Here is a 21,850-nt window from a genome sequence, read left to right on the forward strand (position 1 = left end):
GACGCATGCCGGTAAGCCCCGCACACCCTGCCGATCTGGATGATCTGACCCGCCTCTTCGGCGGCTATCTGAAGTTCTATGAGGTGCCACAGGCAGAGGAGCCGATCCGCGCGTTCCTCGCCGCGCGCCTGGAGCGGGGCGACTCGCGGCTGCTGATCGCCCGGGATGACGAGGGCCAGGCGCAGGGCTTCGTCCAGCTCTACCCGCTGTTCGCCTCGCTGGCGCTGCGCCCGTCCTGGCTGCTCAGCGACCTCTACGTCGCCGAGAGCGCCCGCCGCCAGGGCGTCGCCCGCGCGCTGATGGATGCCGCCCGGCAACTCGCGCAACTCGGCGGCGCCTGCGGCATCCAACTGGAGACCGCGAAGACCAACCTCGCCGGCCAGGCGCTCTACGAAAGCCTTGGCTACGTGCGCGACGAGGTCTATCTCACCTATTGGCTGGCCCTGCCCGACGCCTGATCCGCGGCCGCCGCCTTCGACCCAAAGGAACCTCCGCATGGACAATCTGGTAATCACCGTCATCGCCCCGGACCAGCCCGGCCTGGTGGAACGCCTCGCCGCCTGCGTCGCCGATCATGGCGGCAACTGGCTGGAAAGCCGCATGTCGCGCATGGCCGGGCAGTTCGCCGGGATTCTTCGCGTGTCGGTGCCGGCGGCCGGCCATCGCGGCCTGAGCGACGCCCTGCAGGCACTGCAGACCCATGGCATCCGCGTCCAGCTGGCCGAGGGCGGCGAGCCGCAACGCAGCGGCAAGCCGATCCTTCTCGACCTGGTCGGCAACGACCGGCCGGGCATCGTCCGCGACATCACCCGGCTGCTGGCCGAACACGAGGTCAACCTCGAAAGCCTGATCACCGAAGTGCTGCCGGCGCCGATGAGCAGCGAGCCGCTGTTCCACGCCGAGGCGATGCTGGCGGTGCCGCTGGAGCTGTCCCTCGACCTCTTGCAGGAGCGCCTGGAGACCCTGGCGGACGACCTGATGGTGGAGCTGAACCTGCGGACCGACGTCTGACGTGCGCTCAGCTCGCCGCGCGGGCGCGGCGCAGGCCGCGCCAGATGTCCACGCTGTAAACCAGCAGGCCCAGCCAGATACAGGCGAAGGAAAGCAGGCGCACCGGGTCGAAGTGCTCGCCGTAGACCACCACTGCGAGGAGCAGCACCAGCGTCGGCGAGAGGTATTGCAGGAACGCCAGCGAGGTGAACGGCAGGTGTCGCGTGGCCGAGTTGAAGCAGATCAGCGGGAACAGCGTGATCAGCCCGGCGAGCGCCAGCCAGAACGCATCTGCCGTGGTCCAGAAGCCCGTCTGCGTGCTCACACCGGACGGGCCGAGGATCAGCCAGAGCAGCGCCAGCGGCAGCAGCATCCAGGTTTCCACCACCAGCCCGGGCAACGCCGCCACCGGCGCCTGCTTGCGAATCAGCCCATAGAAACCGAAGGTCAGCGCCAGCACCAGCGATACCCACGGCAGGCTGCCCAGCTGCCAGACCTGCTGCGCCACGCCGAGCGCCGCCAGGCCCAGCGCCACCCATTGCAGCGGGCGCAGGCGCTCGCCGAGCAGGAGCAGGCCGAGCAGCACGTTGACCAGCGGGTTGATGTAGTAGCCCAGGCTGGCTTCGATCATCCGCCCGTTGTTCACCGCCCAGACGTAGACCAGCCAGTTGCAGGCGATCAGCGAGCCGCTGACGGCCAGCACCCCCAGGCGCCGGGGATTCTCGCGCAGCTCGCGCCACCAGCCGGGATGCTTCCAGACCGTCAGCAGCAGCGCGCCGAACAGCGCCGACCAGAGCACCCGGTGGACGATGATCTCGATCGCCGGAATCGCCTGCAGCATCTTGAAGTACAGCGGAAACAGACCCCAGGCGGTGTAGGCGGCGATACCCAGCAGATAACCGCGGCGCGGGTTGGCGGTGGACATGCAGGAGTCCTGAAGGCGGGAGGGCCGATGATTCTAGAGGGCCGACCGGGGTTTGTCTGGTCGATCAGCTTTGCTGCGGTGCGCATGGCGCACCCTACGGCACCACGCGTAGGGTGCGCCGCGCGCACCGGGGGAATCTCGGCCGCAGGGTGGCTTCGGGCCACGCGACAGGGATGCCCGGTCGACCCGCTTTCGCCGCCTGCCGCGGTGCGCATGGCGCACCCTACGGCACCGCGCCCGCGTAGGGTGCGCCGCGCGCACCGGGGAATCCCGGCTGCAGGGTGGCTTCGGCCACGCGACAGGGATGCCCGGTCGACCCGCTTTCGCCGCAGCCCGCCTCGGTGCGCATGGCGCACCCTACGGCACCGCGCCCGCGTAGGGTGCGCCGCGCGCACCGGGGAATCCCGGCTGCAGGGTGGCTTCGGCCACGCGACAGGGATGCCCGGTCGACCCGCTTTCGCCGCAGTCTGCCTCGGTGCGCATGGCGCACCCTACGGCACCGCGCCCGCGTAGGGTGCGCCGCGCGCACCGGGGGATTTCAGAACAGCTTCAGCGGTTCCTCGTCCAGCGCCGAGACCTGCTCGCGCAGTACCAGCACCTGGTCGCCCCAGTAGCGCTCGCTGCCGAACCAGGAAAAGCTCATGGGGAACGCCGGGTCGTCCCAGCGCCGCGCCAGCCAGGCGCTGTAGTGCATCAGCCGGAGCGAACGCAGGCCTTCGATCAGCGGCAATTCGCGCGCGTCGAAGTCGTGGAATTCCTGGTAGCCGTCGATCAGTTCGGCGATCTGCCCGAGGCGCTCGTGACGGTCGCCGGCGAGCATCATCCACAAATCCTGCACCGCCGGCCCCATGCGGCAGTCGTCGAGATCGACCATGTGATAGGTCTCGTCGCGGCACAGCAGGTTGCCCGGATGGCAGTCGCCGTGCAGGCGGATCGGCGTGAAGTGCACCCGCGCGAACAGCTCGTCGAGGCGCTTGAGCAGGTCGCGCGCTACCGACTCGTAGGCCGGCAGCAGGCTGCGCGGAACGAAGCCGCCTTCGAGGAGGAAATTCAGCGAGTCGTGGCCGAAGTTCTGCACGCCGAGACTTTCACGGTGCTCGAACGGGCGCATCGCCGACACCCCGTGCAAACGCCCGAGCAGTTGGCCGAGGCGATACAGCTGGTCCAGGTTGCCCGGCTCCGGCGCGCGCCCGCCACGGCGCGGGAACAGCGCGAAGCGAAAGCCGGCGTGCTCGAACAGGGTCTCGCCGTCGCGCACCAGCGGCGCCACGACCGGCACTTCGCGCTCGGCCAGTTCGAGGGTGAAGGCATGCTCCTCGCGGATCGCCGCCTCGCTCCAGCGCTCGGGCCGGTAGAACTTGGCGATGATCGGCGTCTCGTCCTCGATGCCCACCTGGTAGACGCGGTTCTCGTAGCTGTTGAGCGCCAGCACGCGGGCATCGCTGAGGTAGCCGATGCTTTCGACGGCATCCAGCACGAGGTCGGGACTGAGGGAGACGAACGGGTGGGTCATGGCGATCTCCTGCGGCGGGCCGGCATGGTAGCGCAGGCCTGCCACGCGCAGGGCAACCGATTGCGCCTGCCATTGAGCATAGATCGCGGGGTATGGGTGCAGGCCGCTCAGGCGGCGCCGATCACCCCGCCGTCGTCGCGGCGGATCGCCAGCACCGAGGAGCGCGGCTTGGCGCCGGGCTGCCCGGACGGGAAGGTCGAGCCACCGCTCTCGCCGGGATGCTGGATGCCGATGAACAGCGTGCGGTAGTCCGGGGCGAAGGCCACGCCGGTCACCTCGCAGCCCACTGGGCCGGTCATGAAGCGGCGGATCTCGCCGCTGCGGGGGTCGGCGCAGAGCATCTGGTTGTTGCCCATGCCGGCGAAGTCGCCGCGGTTGCTGGTGTCGCCGTCGGTCTGGATCCACAACCGGCCACCGCCGTCGAAGGCCAGGCCATCCGGGCTGTTGAACATGTTCTGCGCGGTGATGTTCGGCGAGCCGCCCTTGGCGGTGCCGGGATGCGCGGCCGGGTTGCCGGCGACGGCGAACAGGTCCCACTCGAAGCTCGACGCCGCGGCATCGTCGCCGTGCTCGCGCCAGCGCAGGATCTGCCCGTAGACGTTGTTCGCCCGCGGGTTCGGCCCACCTACCGGCTGGCCGTCGCCACCGCGTTTCACGTTGTTGGTCAGGGTGCAATAGACCTGGCCGTCCTCCGGGCTGACGACGATCCACTCCGGGCGGTCCATCCGCGTGGCGCCGACCACGCTGGCCGCCAGCCGGGTGTGAATGAGGATTTCCGCCTGGCCGGGGAAGCCGGCGGTCGCGTCCAGCCCGCCGCGTCCGTGCACCAGCTCCAGCCACTGGCCGCGCCCCTTGGGATGCTGCGGGTCGCCGTCGCCGTCATCGAAGCGCGCGACGTACAGGGTGCCGTGGTCGAGCAGGTCGGGGCTTGGCTGCGCCGGGTCGAAATGGGCGAAGCTGACGAACTTGTAGATGAACTCGCCGCGCTCGTCGTCGCCCATGTAGACCACCACGCGGCCGTCGGCGGCCTGGGTCAGCGCCGCGTTCTCATGCTTGAAGCGGCCCAGCGCGGTGCGTTTGACCGGCTGCGAGCGCGGATCGAAGGGGTCGATCTCCACCACCCAGCCGTGGCGGTTGTACTCGTTGGGCGTCTGGCTCACGTCGAAGCGCGCATCGTAGGGGTGCCAGTGCACGTCCTTGCTGTCGGCCAGCACGCCGTAGCGCTTCAGCGCGCCTTCCGCCCTGTAGGCCGGATCGCTGCTGCCGAAGCAGTCGGTGAAGTTCTCCTCACAGGTCAGGTAGGTGCCCCACGGCGTCCTGCCCGAGGAGCAGTTCTGGAAGGTGCCGAGCACTTCACGCCCGCTCGGATCGGCGGCGGTGCGCAGCCATTCATGGCCGGCCGCCGGGCCGCCGAGGCGGATTGGCGTGTTGCCGTGGATGCGTCGGTTGTAGGCGGAGCCGCGGACGAAGCGCCAGCCGTCGGCGTCGCGGCGGATTTCCACCACCGAGACGCCCTCGCAGGCGAGCGCCTTGTGCACCTCGGCCGCCGACCGCGGCGCGCTGCCGTGGGCATAGAGGTAGCGGTAGTTGGTGTACTCGTTGTTGATCGCCAGCAGCGCGCGGTCGGCCTCGCCGGGGAAGGCGAACAGGCACATGCCGTCGTTGTTGTCGCCGAACTGCAGTTCCTGGTCCGCAGCGCTGCCGTTGCCGGACGGATCGAACGCCGGTGCATCCGCGTGCAGCGGCTCGCCCCAGCTGATCAGCACTTCGTAGCGGTAGCCGGGCGGCAGCAGCACGGCGTCGGCGCCGGACGCGGCGATCCCGTCGAAGCCGATCAGCGCGCGGTTGCCGGTCTGCACACTGGCGGCCAGCGCACCGAGGGGGCTGCCGCCGAAGAACAGTGCGGCGCCGCAAAGGGTTCCGGCGCCGAGAAAGCGCCGGCGCGAGAGGCCGGCGAGGCGTTCGAGGTCAGTGGGCTGGTCGTCTGGATACATGGTCGGCTCCTTCACTGGGATGCGGCCGACGTTAATTCGCGCGGATGACAGTCCTGTTTCAGTCGCCGGGCCGTGGCGTGCGCGCCAGGCAATAGACATCGACGCGACCCGCGCCGGCCTTGATCAGCAGCCGTGCAAGGGCATCGGCGGTACTGCCGGTGGTCAGCACGTCATCCACCAGCGCCAGGTGGCGCCCGCGCACCACGGCGTCGGCCGACAGCGCAAAGGCCCGGCGCAGGTTGCGCCGCCGCTCGACGGCGGTCAGCCCCTGCTGCGCCGGCGTATCGAGCACCCGCAGCAGCGCGCCCTCCTCGACCGGCAGCCCGAGGTCGCGGCCCAGCCAGTGGGCGAGCATCGCCGCCTGATTGAAGCCGCGCTCGCGCAGCCGCCGCGTGGCCAGCGGCACCGGCAGCAGGGCGTCCGGCCGCGGCAGGCCCTCGGCGAAGGATTGTTGCAGATGGTGTGACAGCAGGCCGCCGAGCAGACGTCCCATGGGCCAGCGTGACTGATGCTTGAAGCGGGTGATCAAGCTGTCGACCGGAAAGGCGTAGCGCCAGGGCGCTTCGACCCGGCTGAACGCCGGCGGTCGCTTGAGGCAGGCGCCGCAGACCAGCCCTTCGGTGGGCAACGGCAACGCGCAGACTGCGCAATGCCCCTGCAGCCAGGGCAACTCGAGCTCGCAGGCATTGCACAGGGGCAGTCCGTCGCGCTCGGCCGGCTCATCGCAGAGCAGGCATGACTGACCACTATTTAACCACTTGTAAACCCGCCGCAAGGCCCTTGGTTGACAGCGCATCCAGCTTCCCTAATATGCGTGACATCCGTGTCGCGTCTGACTGTAGCAGGCGCCAGCCCCCGATAAGGAACACCCATGAGCGCCACCTCTCCCTTCGCTCCGCGTAACGACTGGTCCCTCGCCGAAGTCCGCGCGCTCTTCGAGCTGCCGTTCAACGACCTGCTGTTCCAGGCGCAGACCGTGCACCGCGCGCATTTCGACGCCAACCGCGTGCAGGTCTCGACGCTGCTTTCGATCAAGACCGGCGCCTGCCCGGAAGACTGCAAGTACTGCCCGCAGTCCGGCCACTACAACACCGGGCTGGACAAGGAAAAGCTGATGGAAGTGCAGAAGGTGCTCGACGCCGCGGCCGAGGCCAAGGCGATCGGCTCGACGCGCTTCTGCATGGGTGCCGCCTGGAAGCATCCGTCGGCCAAGGACATGCCCTATGTGCTGAAGATGGTCGAAGGGGTCAAGGCGCTCGGCATGGAAACCTGCATGACGCTCGGCAAGCTGAGCCGCGAGCAGACCGTCGCGCTGGCCGAGGCCGGCCTCGACTACTACAACCACAACCTGGACACCTCGCCGGAGTTCTACGGCAACATCATCACCACGCGCACCTACGCCGAGCGCCTGGAAACCCTCGCCCACGTGCGCGAGGCGGGGATGAAGATCTGCTCCGGCGGCATCCTCGGCATGGGCGAGTCGGTGGACGACCGCGCCGGCCTGCTGATCCAGCTGGCCAACCTGCCCGAGCAGCCGGAATCGGTGCCGATCAACATGCTGGTCAAGGTCAAGGGCACGCCGCTGGCTGAAGAGAAGGATGTCGACCCGTTCGACTTCATCCGCACCCTCGCGGTGGCGCGGATCATGATGCCGAAATCCCATGTGCGCCTGTCCGCCGGCCGCGAGCAGATGAACGACCAGATGCAGGCGCTGGCCTTCTTCGCCGGGGCCAACTCGATCTTCTACGGCGAGAAGCTGCTGACCACCGCCAACCCGCAGGCCGGCAAGGACATGCAACTGTTCGCCCGCCTCGGCATCAAGCCCGAAGAGCGCCAGGAACACGCCGACGAAGTGCACCAGGCCGCTATCGAGCAGGCCCTGGTCGAACAGCGCGACTCCAAGCTGTTCTACAACGCCGTCTCGGCCTGAATGCCACTGGCCCCCTCTCCGCTTCATGGGAGAGGGTCGGGGAGAGGGCAATCCCGCACCGCGGCCTGACCCTGTCCTCCGCTCCAGCAATCGGATCACCATGACCTTCGATCTCTCCGCCCGCCTCGCCGAGCGCCGCGCCGCCCATCTCTATCGCCAACGGCCCCTGCTGGAGAGCCCGCAAGGCCCGCTGGCGCAGGTCGATGGCCGCGAGCTGCTGGCGTTCTGCTCCAACGACTACCTCGGTCTGGCCAATCACCCCGAAGTGATCCGCGCGATGCAGGACGGCGCCGCGCGCTGGGGCGTCGGCGGCGGCGCCTCGCACCTGGTGATCGGCCACAGCGGCCCGCATCACGAACTGGAACTGGCCCTCGCCGAATTCACCGGCCGCCCGCGTGCGTTGCTGTTTTCCACCGGCTACATGGCCAACCTGGCCGCCGTCACCGCGCTGGTCGGCCAGGGCGACACGGTGCTGGAAGACCGCATCAACCACGCCTCCCTGCTCGACGCCGGCCTGCTCAGCGGCGCGCGCTTCTCGCGCTACCTGCACAACGACGCCGAGAGCCTGGGCAAGCGCCTGGAGAAGGCCAGCGGCAACACCCTGGTGGTCACCGACGGCGTGTTCAGCATGGACGGCGACCTCGCCGACCTGCCGGCGCTCTGCGCCACCGCCCGCAGCAAGGGCGCCTGGGTGATGGTCGACGACGCCCACGGCTTCGGCCCGCTGGGCGCCGGCGGCGGTGGCATTGTCGAGCATTTCGGCCTGGGCAGCGATGACGTGCAGGTACTGGTCGGCACCCTCGGCAAGGCGTTCGGCACCGCCGGCGCGTTCGTCGCCGGCAGCGAGGAACTGATCGAAACCCTGATCCAGTTCGCCCGCCCCTACATCTACACCACCAGCCAGCCGCCGGCCGTGGCCTGCGCGACGCTGAAGAGCCTCGAACTGCTGCGCGGCGAGCGCTGGCGGCGCGAGCACCTGGAACGGCTGATCGCGCAATTTCGCGACGGCGCCGCGCGCATCGGCCTGCAGCTGATGGACAGCCCGACGCCGATCCAGCCGATCCTGATCGGCGACAGCGCGCGCGCCCTGCGCCTGTCCAGTCTGCTGCGCGAGCGCGGCCTGCTGGTCGGCGCGATCCGTCCGCCGACGGTGCCCGCCGGCAGCGCGCGGCTGCGCGTGACCCTCAGCGCCGCCCACAGCGAGGCGCAGGTCGACCGTCTGCTCGACGCCCTCGCCAACGCCTGGCACCAACTGAATACGGAGACCGGCGCCGATGCGTGACCGCCTGATCCTGCTGCCCGGCTGGAGCTTCGGCGCCGCCGCGCTGCAACCGCTGCAGGAAGCCCTCGAACAACGCGCGCCCAACTTGCGCGTGGAGATCGCCGAGCTGCCCGAGAACGCCGCGCCCGGCGCCTGGCTTGACGAGCTCGACGCACGCCTGCCGGCCGAAGCCTGGCTGGCCGGCTGGTCGCTCGGCGGCATGCTCGCCACCCAGCTCGCCGCCCGCCGCGGCGAGGCCTGTCCGGGGCTGATCACCTTCGCCAGCAACGCCTGCTTCGCCAACCGCGAGGACTGGCCCACGGCGATGCCCGCGGAGATTTTCGCCACCTTCCGCCAGGCGTTCGGCCTGGACGCCGAGCAGACCCTGAAGCGCTTCAGCCTGCTCGCCAGCCGCGGCGCCTTCGACCCGCGCACGCTCGCCCGACAACTCCAGGTGACCCAGCCGCGCACGCCCATCGAGGCGCTGGATGCCGGCCTCAGCCTGCTCGCCGAGCTGGACGGACGTGCCGCCCTGCGCGCCTATTCCGGCCCGCAGTTGCACCTGTTCGCCCGCCACGACGCACTGGTGCCGGTGGCCGCCGCCGACGCCCTGCTGGCCTGGCTGCCGGACCTGGAAGTGGAACTGTTCGACGCCAGCCACGGCCTGCCGCTGGAATGCCCGGACCAGGTCGCGCGGGCGCTGCTGGGCTTCATCGGCGACGCCGTAGATGACTGAGCCCGCCGCCTCGACGCGCCCCGACAAGCGCAGTGTCGCCGCCTCGTTCTCCCGCGCCGCGGCCAGCTACGACGGCGTCGCCGGCCTGCAGCGCACGGTGGGCGACGCCCTGCTCGCGCGCCTGCCGGCTGACCTGGCGCCCGCGCGCTGGCTCGACCTGGGCTGCGGCACCGGGCATTTCTCCCGCGTGCTGGCGGCCCGCTTCCCACGCACCGAAGGGCTGGCGCTGGACATCGCCGAGGGCATGCTCCGTCACGCCCGGCCGCTGGGCGGCGCGGCCCACTTCGTCGCCGGCGACGCCGAACACCTGCCGCTGCGCGACGCCAGCGTCGACCTGCTGTTCAGCAGCCTGGCGCTGCAATGGTGCGGCAACTTCGCCGGCGTGCTCGACGAAGCCCAACGGGTACTGCGCAGCGGTGGCTGCCTGGCCTTCAGCAGCCTCTGCGTCGGCACCCTGCAGGAACTGCGCGACAGCTGGCAGGCCGTCGACGGCCTGGTCCACGTCAACGCCTTCCGCCGCTTCGAGGATTACCAGCAATTGTGCGCCGCCAGCGGCCTGCGCCTGGTCGGCCTGGAGCGATGCGCCGAGGTCCTGCATTTCCCCGACCTGCGCCAGCTGACCCACGAACTCAAGGCGCTCGGCGCGCACAACCTCAACCCTGGCCGTCCCGGCGGGCTGACCGGTCGCGCGCGGGTGCGGGCGCTGGTCGAGGCCTACGAGCGCCAGCGCCAGCCGCTCGGCCTGCCGGCGACCTACCAGGTGGTCTACGGTATCTTGCGCAAGGCTTGAACGAACCTGCGCCCCGCCATCGAGTGAAAACCAACGCATGAACCACGCCTACTTCGTCACCGGCACCGACACCGAAATCGGCAAGACCACCATCGCCGCCGGCCTGCTCCACGCCGCCCGCCGCGCCGGCCTCTCGACGGCGGCGGCCAAGCCGGTCGCCTCCGGCTGCCAGTTGACCGACGCCGGCCTGCGCAACGACGACGCCCTCACCCTGCTCGCCGAATGCAGCGTCGCGCTGCGCTACGAGGAAGTGAACCCGCTGGCCTTCGCGCCGCCGATCGCGCCGCATCTCGCCGCCCGCGAGGCCGGCGTGCGGCTGGACGTGCCGGCGCTGGTCGATGCGGTACGGCCGATCCTCGCCCGCCAAGCCGACTTCACCCTGGTCGAAGGTGCCGGCGGATGGCGCGTTCCCCTGGCCGGCACGGCCAGCCTGTCCGACCTGCCGATCGTTCTCGGCCTGCCGGTGATTCTCGTGGTGGGCGTGCGTCTGGGCTGCATCAACCACGCGCTGCTCAGCGCCGAAGCCATCCAGCGCGACGGCCTGCGATTGGCCGGCTGGGTCGCCAATCTGGTTGACGCGCAGACCTCGCGTCTGGAGGAAAACCTCGCCACGCTGAACGAGCGCCTGCCGGCACCCTGCCTCGGCCGCGTGCCGCGCCTGGATCGCGCCGATGCTGCAAGCGTCGCCGCGCATCTGGACCTGGCAGCGCTCGGGTTCTAAGCACGGCGGTTTACATAGCCCATTGCCAGTACGCTAGCTACGACGACTCTGTTTCAATAACCACTCAAACGTTTTCCCCGAGCCTTCGCCATGCAAATTTCAGGAAGTGCCTTCAGCAGCGGTTTCAGCGGCATCCAGGCCGGCCAGCAGCGCGTCGACCGCGCCGCCGGCGAGATCGCCAGCCAGTCGGCTGCGCGCGGCGACGGCATCGAGGAAACCTCGTCGCAGGTGCGTGAGAACGACGACCTGGCGCGCAGCCTGGTCGATTTGCAGGCCGGCAAGCAGGACGTGCAGGTCAACGCAAAAGTCGTCAAAACCGCCGACGACGCGCTCGGCACCCTGATCGACATCCGCGCCTGATACCTCGCCAGCGCCCGCTGGCAACAGACCTTCCCGGTTTCCTTCGAGCACCCTCGCTCGGGCGCACGCCTGCGCGTTTGCCGGGCAACACCTAGACTAAAGTCACTGTCCAAAGCGCCGAATGGTGTCCCCGCGTCTTTGGCCCAGGGTTGACAAGCCCAGAACGCGAACGTATGTTTCAAACGCCTGTTTGATGCCTGGCGGCCCTGTCGGCCGCCAGCGATTTGATGCGATGCCAAGACCGGCGCACCGGTCGCCCCAGAGAGCCCGTGAGTGGCTCTTACACTACGAACCCACCGCAGAGGTTTACCGTTATGCCTGACTACAAGGCCCCCTTGCGCGATATCCGTTTCGTACGCGACGAACTGCTCGGTTACGAAGCGCATTACCAGAGCCTGCCCGGCTGCGAAGACGCCACTCCGGACATGGTCAACGCCATCCTCGAAGAAGGCGCGAAGTTCTGCGAGCAAGTCATCGCTCCGCTGAACCGCGTCGGTGACCAGGAAGGTTGCACCTGGAGCCCGGAAGGCGTGAAGACGCCAACCGGCTTCAAGGAAGCCTACAAGCAGTTCGTCGAAGGCGGCTGGCCGAGCCTGGCGCATGACGTCGAGCACGGCGGCCAGGGCCTGCCGGAATCCCTCGGCCTGGCGGTCAGCGAAATGGTCGGCTCGGCCAACTGGTCGTGGGGCATGTACCCCGGCCTGTCGCATGGCGCGATGAACACCATCTCCGCCCACGGCACCGCCGAACAGCAGCAGACCTACCTGACCAAGCTGGTCTCCGGTGAATGGACCGGCACCATGTGCCTGACCGAGCCGCATTGCGGCACCGACCTGGGCATGCTGCGCACCAAGGCCGAACCGCAGGCCGACGGCTCCTACAAGGTTTCCGGTACCAAGATCTTCATCTCCGCCGGCGAACACGACATGGCCGAGAACATCGTCCATATCGTGCTGGCGCGCCTGCCCGACGCACCGGCCGGCACCAAAGGCATCTCGCTGTTCATAGTGCCGAAGTTCCTGCCCAACGCCGAAGGCGGTGTCGGCGAGCGCAACGGCGTTTCCTGCGGCTCGCTGGAACACAAGATGGGCATCCACGGCAACGCCACCTGCGTGATGAACTTCGACGGTGCCACCGGCTTCCTGATCGGCCCGGCGAACAAGGGTCTGAACTGCATGTTCACCTTCATGAACACCGCTCGCCTGGGCACCGCGCTGCAAGGCCTGGCGCATGCGGAAGTCGGTTTCCAGGGCGGTATCAAGTACGCCCGCGAACGTCTGCAGATGCGTTCGCTGACCGGCCCGAAAGCGCCCGACAAGGCTGCCGACCCGATCATCGTGCACCCGGACGTGCGCCGCATGCTGCTGACCATGAAGGCCTTCGCCGAGGGCAACCGCGCGATGGTGTACTTCACCGCCAAGCAGGTCGACATCACCCAGCACAGCCAGGACGAGGAAGCGCGCAAGGCGGCCGACGGCCTGCTGGCGTTCCTGACGCCGATCGCCAAGGCCTTCATGACGGAAGTCGGTTTCGAGTCCGCTTCCCATGGCATGCAAATCTATGGCGGCCACGGCTTCATCGCCGAGTGGGGCATGGAGCAGAACCTGCGCGACTGCCGCATCTCGATGATGTACGAAGGCACCACCGGCATTCAGGCCCTGGACCTGCTGGGTCGCAAGGTGCTGATGACCCAGGGCGAAGCGCTGAAAGGCTTCACCAAGATCGTCCACAAGTTCTGCCAGGCCAACGAAGGCAATGACGCGGTGAAGGAATTCGTCGCACCGCTGGCCAAGCTGAACAAGGAATGGGGCGAGCTGACCATGAAGGTCGGCATGGCCGCGATGAAGAACCGCGAAGAAGTCGGCGCCGCTTCGGTGGACTACCTGATGTATTCGGGCTACGTCTGCCTGGCCTACTTCTGGGCCGACATGGCCCGCCTGGCAGCCGAGAAGCTCGCCGCCGGCACCGGCGACGAAGCCTTCTACAAGGCCAAGCTGCAGACCGCGCGCTTCTACTACGCACGCATCCTGCCGCGCACCCGCACCCATGTGGAAACCATGCTGTCCGGCGCCGACAACCTGATGGACATGGCCGAAGAGGACTTCGCTCTGGGCTACTAAGCCGAGGGCCGGTTCTCACGATGCCGCTCACCGCGAGGTGAGCGGCATTTTTGTTGCTGCCGACCGACGCCTCGTCGGTCGACGAAAAGCCGTGGCATCGCGATCTCCCGCCGCCGGGGCGAAAATGCCACTATAGGTGCCCCTGATCGATCCAACGCCATCGACCGGTATCCCGCGTGCGGAATCTCGCCTCCTTTCGTCCGAGTCATTTCTTCGTACCGCTGCTGCTGGTCGGCGGCGGTGCGGTGGCCGGCTCCCTGGCGCAGATGACCGAGTTCTTCACCTCGCTGTTCAACGTGCTGCCCACCCTGCTGCTGCTGCTCGGCGGGGCGTTCTGCCTGGTCTACGGGCGTGTCCGCCAGCTGTTCCTGCTGCTGGTGGTGTACCTGCTGTATTTCTTCCTCGACAACGAGGTCGACCATTTCCGCCTTACCGGCGCGGCCAGCGCCGACGCCGCGCTGGTGTTCCACCTCGGCAGCCTGCTGCTGCCACTGCTCTATGGGTTGTATGGCGGATGGCAGGAGCGCGCCCACCTGCTGCAGGACCTGATCGCCCGCACCGCCGTGCTGCTGGCCACGCTGGGCGTCGTCGTGGCCCTCGCCCGCCGCTTTCCCGAGGGCCTGCTGAGCGTGACCACCCAGGTCTACTGGCCGTTGCTGCACGGCCAGTGGATGAGCCTGGTGCAGCTCGCCTACTTCGCGTTCGCCGGCGCCCTGCTGCTGCTCGCCATCCAGTACCTGCGCCAGCCGCGCCCCTCGCACGCCGCGCAACTGATCGGTCTGGCCGGGCTGCTGTGGATGCTGCCCAAGGTGTTCATCCTGCCGCACGCGCTGGGAGTGATGAGCAGCCTGGTGATGCTCGCGCAGACCGCCGCGCTGGCCCACGAGGCGTACCAGATGGCCTATCGCGACGAACTCACCGGGCTGCCCGGCCGACGTGCGCTGAACGAGCGCCTGCAGCGCCTGCCCCGCAGCTACGTGATCGCCATGGGCGATGTCGATCACTTCAAGAAATTCAACGACACCCACGGCCACGACGTCGGCGACCAGGTGCTGCGCATGGTCGCCGCGCAGCTGCGCAAGGTGGGCGGCGGTGGCAAGGCCTACCGCTACGGCGGCGAGGAATTCACCCTGCTGTTCACCGGCAAGGACGCCGACGATTGCCTGCCGCACCTGGAAGCGGTGCGCCAGGCCATCGAGTCCTACAGCCTGCAACTGCGCGACCGGCAGCAGCGCCCGGCCGACAATCTGCAAGGCCGCAACCTGCGCAGCAACACCCAGGTCGAGGCCGTGTCGGTGACGATGAGCCTCGGCGTAGCGGCGCGCAGCGACGAGCTGCGCAGCGCCGACGCGGTGCTGAAAGCCGCCGACCAGGCGCTCTACAGCGCCAAGAGCGCCGGGCGCAACCGGGTCTTCGTGCAGGGCCAGAACCGCCGCGGCGCGGTGCGCCTGAAGCCGCAGCGCGGCGCCTGAAAGCGGCGTGATCAAGGGATCGAAAGCTGTCCGCCCGGTCACAACATGAACCTACGTCTCTGAAAAGGTCTTCGGTTAGACTCGTGGAATCAAGCACCGGTCACCGAGGCCGGCCGATCTCGAGGTATGCACCATGGCTGACTACAAAGCGCCCCTGCGCGATATGCGTTTCGTCCTCAACGAAGTCTTCGACGTGGCCCGTCTGTGGGCCGAGATGCCGGCGCTGGCCGAAGTCGTGGACGCCGACACCGCCGAAGCCATCCTCGAGGAGGCCGGCAAGGTCAACGCACGCAGCATCGCGCCGCTGAATCGCAGCGGCGACGAGGAAGGCTGCCAGTGGAAGGACGGCGTGGTCAGCACCCCGGCCGGCTTCGTCGAGGCCTACCGCACCTATGCCGAGGGTGGCTGGGTCGGCGTCGGCGGCAACCCGGCCTACGGCGGCATGGGCATGCCCAAGGTGATCGGCGCGCAGGTCGAAGAGATGGTCAACTCGGCCAACCTGTCGTTCGGCCTGTACCCGATGCTCACCGCCGGCGCCTGCCTGGCGATCAACGCCCACGCCAGCGACGAGCTGAAGGACGCCTACCTGCCGAACATGTACGCCGGCCTCTGGGCCGGCTCCATGTGCCTGACCGAGCCGCACGCCGGCACCGACCTAGGCATCATCCGCACCAAGGCCGAGCCGCAGGCCGACGGCAGCTACAAGATCTCCGGCACCAAGATCTTCATCACCGGCGGCGAACACGACCTCACCGAGAACATCATCCACCTGGTGCTGGCCAAACTGCCCGACGCACCGGCCGGGCCGAAGGGCATCTCGCTGTTCCTGGTGCCGAAGTTCATGATCGGCGCCGACGGTTCGCTGGGCGAGCGCAACGCGGTCAGCTGCGGCTCGATCGAACACAAGATGGGCATCAAGGCCTCAGCCACCTGCGTGATGAACTTCGACGGCGCCACCGGCTGGCTGGTCGGCGACGTCAACAAGGGCCTCGCGGCGATGTTCACCATGATGAACTATGAGCGCCTGGGCGTTGGCATCCAAGGCCTCGCGTCGGGCGAACGCTCCTACCAGAGCGCCGTCGAGTACGCCCGGGAGCGTATCCAGAGCCGCGCGCCGACCGGTCCGCAGGACAAGACCAAGGCCGCCGACCCGATCATCGTGCACCCCGACGTGCGACGCATGCTGCTGACCATGAAGGCCAGCAACGAGGGTGGCCGCGCCTTCTCCACCTACGTCGCGATGCAGCTGGACACCGCCAAGTTCAGCGAGGACCCGGCCCAGCGCAAACGCGCCGAGGACCTGGTCGCCCTGCTCACTCCGGTAGCCAAGGCGTTCCTCACCGACCTCGGCCTGGAAACAACGGTGCACGGCCAGCAGGTGTTCGGCGGCCACGGCTTCATTCGCGAATGGGGCCAGGAGCAACTGGTGCGCGACGTGCGCATCACGCAGATCTACGAAGGCACCAACGGCATCCAGGCGCTGGACCTGGTCGGGCGCAAGATCGTCGGCAGCGGCGGCGCGTTCTACAAGCATTTCTCCGACGAGATCAAGGCGTTCACCACGTCCGCCGGCAGCGAACTCGCCGAATTCACCGTACCGCTGGACGCGGCGGTGAAGAACCTCGACGAGCTCAGCGCCTGGCTGCTCGACCGCTCGCAGAGCAACCCCAACGAAATCGGCGCTGCATCGGTGGAATACCTGCACGTGTTCGGCTACACCGCCTACGCCTACATGTGGGCGCTGATGGCGCGCGCCGCGCTGGGCAAGGAAACCCAGGATGCGTTCTACGCCAGCAAGCTCGGCACCGCGCGCTTCTATTTCGCCCGCCTGCTGCCGCGTATCCATTCGCTTACGGCGTCGGTCAAGGCCGGTAGCGAGTCGCTGTACCTGCTGGACGCCGCGCAGTTCTGACCGCTCGCGATGCACTGAAAAGCCCCGCCAGCGCGGGGCTTTTTTATGGGTGAAGAAAAAGGAAGGCGCTACTGGCGAATGGCCTACCGTGTAAGCCAAAGCTTACAAAGCGTGATGGCTTTCCGCCTCTACCCAGCCATGTGACGCCTGCGTATTCTCCTGCTCCAAGGACGTCGCGCAGGAAGCGCCAAGGTCGAACACGGATACGTCGGAACCCGCTACGGATTGGCGGCGGATCAAGGAAGTCGAAATCAATCAACCCCGCTTCGGCGGGGTTTTTTATTGCCCGGAAAAAGCCGCAAAAGCCGAAATCGGATTGCCAGAGGACGCGTGGATGGCAACACTCGGCACCCACTCCCGCGGAATCGACCCATGCGCGCTGCCGATTACCTTCGCCTGATCAGCCTCGCCGCCATCTGGGGGGCCAGCTTCCTCTTCGTGCGGATGCTGGTGCCGCAGATCGGCACCCTACCCACGGCCTTCGGGCGCGTATCGATGGCCTGCCTGGGCCTGGCGCTGATCGTCCTCGTGCTGCGCATCCGATGGGACTTCCGTGGCCTGCTCGGCCGCGTACTGTTGCTCGGGGTGATCAGCGCCGGGCTGCCCTTCGCCATGTACGCGGTCGCCGCGCAGCACCTGCCGGCCGGTTACCTGGCGATCTTCAACGCCACCACGCCCTTGATGGGCGTCCTCATCGGCGCGCTGTTCTTCGGTGAATCGCTCACCGCGAGCAAGGGCGCCGGCGTGCTGCTCGGCCTGGCCGGTGTCGCCGTGCTCAGCCGCACCGGGCCGGTGGCGTTCGACCTCAACCTGGCCTGGGGCGCCGCGGCCTGCCTGGTGGCGACCTCCTGCTACGGGCTATCCGGCTTCCTCACGCGACGTTGGGTGAGCGAGCGCGGCGGACTGGACAGCCGCCTGCTGGCCCTGGCCAGCCAGGTCGGCGCCACCCTCAGCCTGTTGCCGCTGATGCTCTGGGCGTTGCCCGGCCAGTCGCAGGCGCACTGGGGCGATCCACTCACCTGGGCGGCGCTGGTGGGGCTGGGCGTGGTCTGCACGGCGTTCGCCTTCATCCTGTATTTCCGCCTGATCGCCGACATCGGCCCGGTCAAGTCGATGACCGTGGCCTTTCTGGTCCCGGCGTTCGGCGTGTTCTGGGGCGTGCTGCTGCTCGACGAAGAGCTGTCCTGGGCCTACCTGTATGGCGGCGTGCTGATCGCCCTGGCCCTTTGGCTGGTGCTGCGTCCGCCGCGCGACGAGGCGAAGTAGCCTCAGTTCAGCCCGTCGCGCGGCGGGTTGATCCCTTCCAGCAGCGAGCGCAACAGCTCCAGCGTCGCCTGCTGGCGCTGCGCGTCGCGGAACACCAGGCCGACCTGCAGCAGCACGCGCGGCTCGCTGAGCGGCTTCCACAACAGGCGGTCGGTGGCGTTGACCTGGCGCGCGCGGCCGGGCAGCACGGTGGCCAGGTTGGATTGCGCCAGGCTGTCGAGAATCCCGCCCATCTGGTTCAGCTCGGCCTGCACGCGCGGGCGTCGACCGAGCGCAGCGAGTTGCTCCTGCCAGATCTGCCGCACGCGGAATTCCTCGCCCAACAGCAGCATCGGCAGCTCCGCGGCCTGGGTCAGGGAGACCTTCTTGAATTCCTTCAGCGGGTGCTCGGCCGGAATCACCAGCTGCAGCTCGTCCTCGTACAGCGGCAGCGAATGCAGCCCCGGCTGGCGCGGCGGCAGGAAGCCGATGCCGACATCCAGGGTGCCGGTGAGCAGGCGCCGCTCGATGTCGATACCAGACAACTCGTAGATCTGCACCACCAGCTGCGGCTGCGCCTCGCGCAGACGCTCCAGCAGCATCGGCACCAGGCTGGCGTTGACCGTTTGCAGCACGCCGATGGCGAGGCTGCGCGGCGCCTGGCCGCGGAAACTGCGCAACGCTTCGCGCGCACGCTCCATGCCGTCGAGAAGCGCGACCGCATGGTTGTACAGGGTGTGGGCGGCAAGGGTCGGCAGCAGTCGCTTGCCGCTGCGCTGGAACAGGCTGACGTCGAGACCCTGCTCGAGCCCGCGGATCTGCTGGGACAGCGCCGGCTGCGAAAGGCTCAGGCGCTCGGCGGCGCGACCGACATGGCCTTCCTCGTAGAGCGCGACGAAGTAACGGAGCTGACGAAAATCCATAAGCAGAGCTTATCAATGAATCTGAAAAATCGAAATATCCGCATCCCCCTGCCGCTCTTAATCTAGCCCCACAGAGCGAGGGCTCGGTGCGGAGAACGGCGATGAAAGCCATCAAGGTCAACGGTTTATTCATAGGCAAAGCAAAAGAGATCGGTGTCGGGCTGATCAGCGCGACCGACAAGCAGCCGATCAACCATCGGCTCTGGCTGTGGCCGCAAGGCCTGGGCAGCGACGAACAGGGCGACATCCGCTTCCACGGCGGCCCCGAGCGCGTCCTGCACCATTATCCCGCCGAGCACTATGCCCACTGGAAACGCGTGCTTCCGCAGATCGACTGGAAGGCGCCGGACTTCGGCGAAAACCTGTCCACCTACGGCCTGCTGGAAAACCGCGTGTGCATCGGCGACGTGTTCCGCTGGGGCGACGCGCTGCTGCAGGTCAGCCAGCCGCGCTCCCCGTGCTACCGCCTGAGCCACCGCAGCGGGATCGCCGAAATGCCGCAATGGGCGCAGGAGAGCGGCCGCTTCGGCTGGTACTACCGCGTACTCAAGGCCGGTTTCGTCAGCCCGGAAAACAGCCTGCAACTGGTTCAGCGCAACTACCCGGGGCTGACCGTGGCCCAGGCGATCCGCAGCTTCTACCAGGCACCGCTGGAGCGCGCCGGCCTGCAGCAGCTGGTCTCCTGCCACGACCTCAGCGTGCGCTGGCGCGACACCGCCGCGCGGCGCCTGGCCACCGGCCGCATCGAAGACTGGAGCGCCCGCCTGTATGGCCAGGCGCCGGAGGGGCTGCGCGCATGAGCGACTATCGGATCACCCTGCTCGACGGCGACATGCAGTTGGCCGAGCTGACCGTCCGCAGCGCGCAGTACCGCCAGGTACGCCGCCTGCTGGCGGAGCGTTTTCCGCCGGAGCAGGGCTTCGTGCTGGTCGTCGAGGGAGGTCGCGAACTGCGCCGCGTGCTCGGTCTGAACCACCACGGTCGCCGGCAGATCCGTGTCGAGTACCTGCAACAGGGCGGCGGCGAACATGCGTGACATACAGGCCCGCCTGCGCCTGATGCATACGATCGAGCGTCCGGAGCAGGTTTTCGTCCGCGGCCAGGGTTCCTGGCTGTGGGACAGCGGCGGCCGCGCGTACCTGGACTTCCACCAGGGCGGCGCCGCCAACAGCCTCGGCCATAGCCCCAGCGCGCTGGTCGAAGCACTGCAGCGTCAGGCCGAGAACCTGCTCAACCCCGGCCCGAGCTTCTACAGCCGCAGCCTGCTCAAGCTCGCCGCGCGGCTGTGCCAGGCCACCGGCAGCGAACAGGCGTACTTCCTCAACAGCGGCGCCGAGGCCAACGAAGCCGCGGTGCAACTGGCGCGCAAATGGGGCCGCCTGCATCGCGGCGGCGCGCGCAAGGTGATCAGCGCCAGCCAGAGCGGCCACGGCCTGACCTTCGGCGCGCTGTCCGAACAGGGCGAGGCGCGCAACGGCTTCGGCTCGGTGCCGTTCAACGACCTCGCCGCGCTGCAGGCCGCGGTCGACGACGATACCGTGGCGATCCTGCTCGAACCGGTGCAGGGCGATGCCGGCGTGATCCCGGCGACCCTGGAATACCTGCAGGGCGCGGAGCGGCTGTGCCGCGAGCGCGGCCTGCTGCTGATCCTCGACGAAGTGCAGACCGGCATCGGCCGCTGCGGCTCGCTGCTCGCCGAGGAGCTGTACGGCGTGCGCGCCGACATCGTCACCCTCGGCAAGGGCCTCGGCGGCGGCGTTCCGCTGGCCGCCTTGCTGGCGCGCGGCAACGCCGGGTGTTTTGAGCCCGGTGATCTGGGCGGCACGCTGCATGGCAACCCGCTGATGACCAGTGCCGGGCTCGCGGTGCTGCAGGCGACCCTGGAGCCGGGCTTCCTCGAACACATCCGCGAGGTCGGCGAGCGCATGCGCGAGGGCCTGGCACGGCTGTCACGGCGCAGCGGCCACGGCCCGCTGCGCGGACACGGCCTGCTGATCGGCCTGCCGCTGCTCGGTTTGGACGCCCCGGCGGTGGTCCGCGCGGCGCTGGCCGAAGGCCTGCTGATCAGCGCGCCGCATGCGCACTGCCTGCGCTTCTCGCCGGCGCTGACGGTCAGCGGGGCCAATGTCGAAGAAATGCTCAAACGACTCGCCGCCGCCCTGGCGCGAGCGAAGACCGCTACGGCGGAGGTGGCCTGATGCGCGTCTCGATCCTGCAACATGCGTCCTTCGAAGGCCTCGGCCGCATCGGCCCATGGCTGGAATCGCGCGCCCTCTGGGCTCGCGTGCATGCACTGTACGAAAACGCGGCCCTGCCCGAGATCGATGATTTCGACCTGCTGATCGTTCTCGGCGGCCCGATGGATGTCGACGACGAAGCCGACTACCCCTGGCTGAGCGCCGAGAAACGGCTGATCCGCGAAACGCTGAAGACGCAGAAGCGCCTGCTGGGCATCGGCTTCGGTGGTCAGCTGATCGCCGACGCGCTCGGCGCGCGGGTACGCGACGTCGGCCAGGCCGAGGTCGGCTGGTGGCCGGTGGAGAAATATGCCCAGGCACAAAGCTCGCCGCTCGGCCGCATGCTGCCGCAGCGGCTGATGGCGCTGCACTGGCACGAACGCAACTTCGAGCTGCCTTCAGGGGCGATTCCCCTGTACGGCTCGGCGGCGTGCGAATGCCAGGGGTTCATCTGGAAGGAGCGTGTGATCGCCCTGCAATACCACCTGGAGAGCACGCCGGACAGCATCGAGGCGCTGCTCGGCGCCTGCGCCGAAGACCTTCAGGGCCGCGGCGCGGTGCAGGATGCCGCGGCCATCCGCCAGGGCCTGAGCCTGTGCAGCACGTTGAAGATCAGCCTGTTCCGCCTGCTCGACTACCTTTCCGGGCCGCACGCCGCGATGCGCTAGTGCCCACACGAACCTCGTTCCGCGGATTTCGCGTCACCCCGCACCGGCCAGCC

21 protein-coding genes are annotated in these 21,850 nt (G+C 68.4%); 16 read left to right on the top strand and 5 right to left on the bottom strand.

The features are described from left to right. Positions 1-5: 5 nt before the first annotated feature. The gene (locus B3E91_RS01155) at positions 6-458 is read left to right on the top strand and encodes a GNAT family N-acetyltransferase (protein WP_273233737.1); all 453 of its coding nucleotides are present in this window, start codon (positions 6-8) and stop codon (positions 456-458) included. 37 nt (positions 459-495) lie between these two features. Next, entirely contained in the window at positions 496-1,011 is a 516-nt protein-coding gene (locus tag B3E91_RS01160) for a glycine cleavage system protein R (RefSeq protein WP_287027995.1), read from the top strand. A gap of 7 nt (positions 1,012-1,018) precedes the next feature. Here the strand turns inward: B3E91_RS01160 and rarD are convergent, their stop codons facing one another. The 4 genes from rarD to B3E91_RS01180 form a co-directional block, all read right to left on the bottom strand. Beyond that, positions 1,019-1,915 (bottom strand): EamA family transporter RarD, encoded by an 897-nt coding sequence (gene rarD / locus B3E91_RS01165; RefSeq protein ID WP_287027997.1) that lies wholly within the window; start codon positions 1,913-1,915, stop codon positions 1,019-1,021. A gap of 538 nt (positions 1,916-2,453) precedes the next feature. Next, positions 2,454-3,428, bottom strand: coding sequence for a serine/threonine protein kinase (locus B3E91_RS01170; protein WP_287028000.1), 975 nt, complete (start codon positions 3,426-3,428; stop codon positions 2,454-2,456). Between the two features lie 107 nt (positions 3,429-3,535). Further along, positions 3,536-5,422: a PhoX family protein gene (locus B3E91_RS01175; protein ID WP_287028002.1), complete on the bottom strand. Its 1,887-nt coding sequence runs from the start codon at positions 5,420-5,422 to the stop codon at positions 3,536-3,538. 58 nt (positions 5,423-5,480) lie between these two features. After that, complete coding sequence (locus tag B3E91_RS01180; protein ID WP_287028004.1) at positions 5,481-6,218, bottom strand: ComF family protein; 738 nt, start codon at positions 6,216-6,218, stop codon at positions 5,481-5,483. A 75-nt stretch (positions 6,219-6,293) separates the two neighbouring features. Between B3E91_RS01180 and bioB the strand changes: the two genes are divergently transcribed. The 10 genes from bioB to B3E91_RS01230 all read left to right on the top strand — a co-directional run bounded on the left by bioB (position 6,294) and on the right by B3E91_RS01230 (position 17,990). Next, positions 6,294-7,352: a biotin synthase BioB gene (gene bioB, locus B3E91_RS01185; RefSeq protein ID WP_287028006.1), complete on the top strand. Its 1,059-nt coding sequence runs from the start codon at positions 6,294-6,296 to the stop codon at positions 7,350-7,352. Between the two features lie 100 nt (positions 7,353-7,452). Beyond that, a complete protein-coding gene (gene bioF / locus B3E91_RS01190; RefSeq protein ID WP_287028009.1) occupies positions 7,453-8,634 on the top strand; it encodes an 8-amino-7-oxononanoate synthase in 1,182 nt (393 codons plus the stop codon). Further along, positions 8,627-9,349: an alpha/beta fold hydrolase gene (locus B3E91_RS01195; RefSeq protein WP_287028011.1), complete on the top strand. Its 723-nt coding sequence runs from the start codon at positions 8,627-8,629 to the stop codon at positions 9,347-9,349. Before bioF ends, B3E91_RS01195 begins: the two co-directional genes overlap by 8 nt. Continuing rightward, positions 9,342-10,139 (top strand): malonyl-ACP O-methyltransferase BioC, encoded by a 798-nt coding sequence (bioC, locus tag B3E91_RS01200; RefSeq protein WP_287028013.1) that lies wholly within the window; start codon positions 9,342-9,344, stop codon positions 10,137-10,139. The genes B3E91_RS01195 and bioC overlap by 8 nt, the downstream gene beginning before the upstream one ends. A gap of 37 nt (positions 10,140-10,176) precedes the next feature. Further along, a complete protein-coding gene (gene bioD / locus B3E91_RS01205; RefSeq protein WP_287028015.1) occupies positions 10,177-10,860 on the top strand; it encodes a dethiobiotin synthase in 684 nt (227 codons plus the stop codon). 90 nt (positions 10,861-10,950) lie between these two features. Beyond that, a complete protein-coding gene (locus B3E91_RS01210; protein WP_090225016.1) occupies positions 10,951-11,220 on the top strand; it encodes a hypothetical protein in 270 nt (89 codons plus the stop codon). A gap of 314 nt (positions 11,221-11,534) precedes the next feature. Next, positions 11,535-13,340, top strand: a complete 1,806-nt coding sequence (locus B3E91_RS01215) for a phenylacyl-CoA dehydrogenase (protein ID WP_273233726.1) — start codon at positions 11,535-11,537, stop codon at positions 13,338-13,340. A 176-nt stretch (positions 13,341-13,516) separates the two neighbouring features. Beyond that, positions 13,517-14,812 carry a GGDEF domain-containing protein gene (locus B3E91_RS01220; RefSeq protein ID WP_287028020.1) on the top strand — a complete coding sequence of 432 codons (1,296 nt, stop codon included), beginning with the start codon at positions 13,517-13,519 and terminating at the stop codon, positions 14,810-14,812. Positions 14,813-14,945: 133 nt separating this feature from the next. Then, a complete protein-coding gene (locus B3E91_RS01225; protein WP_287028022.1) occupies positions 14,946-16,724 on the top strand; it encodes an acyl-CoA dehydrogenase C-terminal domain-containing protein in 1,779 nt (592 codons plus the stop codon). A 372-nt stretch (positions 16,725-17,096) separates the two neighbouring features. Next, the gene (locus B3E91_RS01230; protein WP_287028024.1) at positions 17,097-17,990 is read left to right on the top strand and encodes a DMT family transporter; all 894 of its coding nucleotides are present in this window, start codon (positions 17,097-17,099) and stop codon (positions 17,988-17,990) included. Between the two features lie 2 nt (positions 17,991-17,992). Here the strand turns inward: B3E91_RS01230 and B3E91_RS01235 are convergent, their stop codons facing one another. Continuing rightward, positions 17,993-18,892, bottom strand: a complete 900-nt coding sequence (locus B3E91_RS01235; RefSeq protein ID WP_090225009.1) for a LysR family transcriptional regulator — start codon at positions 18,890-18,892, stop codon at positions 17,993-17,995. A 101-nt stretch (positions 18,893-18,993) separates the two neighbouring features. Between B3E91_RS01235 and B3E91_RS01240 the strand changes: the two genes are divergently transcribed. The 4 genes from B3E91_RS01240 to B3E91_RS01255 are packed head-to-tail and all read left to right on the top strand — an operon-like array spanning position 18,994 to position 21,797. Further along, positions 18,994-19,692 (top strand): MOSC domain-containing protein, encoded by a 699-nt coding sequence (locus tag B3E91_RS01240; protein ID WP_273233723.1) that lies wholly within the window; start codon positions 18,994-18,996, stop codon positions 19,690-19,692. Further along, entirely contained in the window at positions 19,689-19,928 is a 240-nt protein-coding gene (locus tag B3E91_RS01245; RefSeq protein ID WP_273233722.1) for a hypothetical protein, read from the top strand. The genes B3E91_RS01240 and B3E91_RS01245 overlap by 4 nt, the downstream gene beginning before the upstream one ends. Continuing rightward, entirely contained in the window at positions 19,921-21,090 is a 1,170-nt protein-coding gene (locus B3E91_RS01250) for an aspartate aminotransferase family protein (RefSeq protein WP_287028027.1), read from the top strand. Before B3E91_RS01245 ends, B3E91_RS01250 begins: the two co-directional genes overlap by 8 nt. Then, positions 21,090-21,797 carry a type 1 glutamine amidotransferase gene (locus B3E91_RS01255; protein WP_090225002.1) on the top strand — a complete coding sequence of 236 codons (708 nt, stop codon included), beginning with the start codon at positions 21,090-21,092 and terminating at the stop codon, positions 21,795-21,797. Before B3E91_RS01250 ends, B3E91_RS01255 begins: the two co-directional genes overlap by 1 nt. Positions 21,798-21,850 lie beyond the last annotated feature (53 nt).

The organism is Pseudomonas sp. UBA6310, from assembly GCF_002438225.1.
In the GTDB taxonomy this organism is placed as follows: domain Bacteria; phylum Pseudomonadota; class Gammaproteobacteria; order Pseudomonadales; family Pseudomonadaceae; genus Pseudomonas_O; species Pseudomonas_O kuykendallii.

Coding starts and splice junctions, on each gene's coding strand:
- B3E91_RS01240 (WP_273233723.1), top strand. CDS start 18,994: ATGAAAGCCATCAAGGTCAACGGTTTATTCATAGGCAAAGCAAAAGAG.
- bioD (WP_287028015.1), top strand. CDS start 10,177: ATGAACCACGCCTACTTCGTCACCGGCACCGACACCGAAATCGGCAAG.
- bioB (WP_287028006.1), top strand. CDS start 6,294: ATGAGCGCCACCTCTCCCTTCGCTCCGCGTAACGACTGGTCCCTCGCC.
- B3E91_RS01235 (WP_090225009.1), bottom strand. CDS start 18,892: ATGGATTTTCGTCAGCTCCGTTACTTCGTCGCGCTCTACGAGGAAGGC.
- B3E91_RS01180 (WP_287028004.1), bottom strand. CDS start 6,218: ATGCGCTGTCAACCAAGGGCCTTGCGGCGGGTTTACAAGTGGTTAAAT.
- B3E91_RS01210 (WP_090225016.1), top strand. CDS start 10,951: ATGCAAATTTCAGGAAGTGCCTTCAGCAGCGGTTTCAGCGGCATCCAG.
- B3E91_RS01195 (WP_287028011.1), top strand. CDS start 8,627: ATGCGTGACCGCCTGATCCTGCTGCCCGGCTGGAGCTTCGGCGCCGCC.
- B3E91_RS01175 (WP_287028002.1), bottom strand. CDS start 5,422: ATGTATCCAGACGACCAGCCCACTGACCTCGAACGCCTCGCCGGCCTC.
- rarD (WP_287027997.1), bottom strand. CDS start 1,915: ATGTCCACCGCCAACCCGCGCCGCGGTTATCTGCTGGGTATCGCCGCC.
- bioC (WP_287028013.1), top strand. CDS start 9,342: ATGACTGAGCCCGCCGCCTCGACGCGCCCCGACAAGCGCAGTGTCGCC.
- bioF (WP_287028009.1), top strand. CDS start 7,453: ATGACCTTCGATCTCTCCGCCCGCCTCGCCGAGCGCCGCGCCGCCCAT.
- B3E91_RS01245 (WP_273233722.1), top strand. CDS start 19,689: ATGAGCGACTATCGGATCACCCTGCTCGACGGCGACATGCAGTTGGCC.
- B3E91_RS01155 (WP_273233737.1), top strand. CDS start 6: ATGCCGGTAAGCCCCGCACACCCTGCCGATCTGGATGATCTGACCCGC.
- B3E91_RS01170 (WP_287028000.1), bottom strand. CDS start 3,428: ATGACCCACCCGTTCGTCTCCCTCAGTCCCGACCTCGTGCTGGATGCC.
- B3E91_RS01215 (WP_273233726.1), top strand. CDS start 11,535: ATGCCTGACTACAAGGCCCCCTTGCGCGATATCCGTTTCGTACGCGAC.
- B3E91_RS01160 (WP_287027995.1), top strand. CDS start 496: ATGGACAATCTGGTAATCACCGTCATCGCCCCGGACCAGCCCGGCCTG.
- B3E91_RS01225 (WP_287028022.1), top strand. CDS start 14,946: ATGGCTGACTACAAAGCGCCCCTGCGCGATATGCGTTTCGTCCTCAAC.
- B3E91_RS01230 (WP_287028024.1), top strand. CDS start 17,097: ATGCGCGCTGCCGATTACCTTCGCCTGATCAGCCTCGCCGCCATCTGG.
- B3E91_RS01250 (WP_287028027.1), top strand. CDS start 19,921: ATGCGTGACATACAGGCCCGCCTGCGCCTGATGCATACGATCGAGCGT.
- B3E91_RS01255 (WP_090225002.1), top strand. CDS start 21,090: ATGCGCGTCTCGATCCTGCAACATGCGTCCTTCGAAGGCCTCGGCCGC.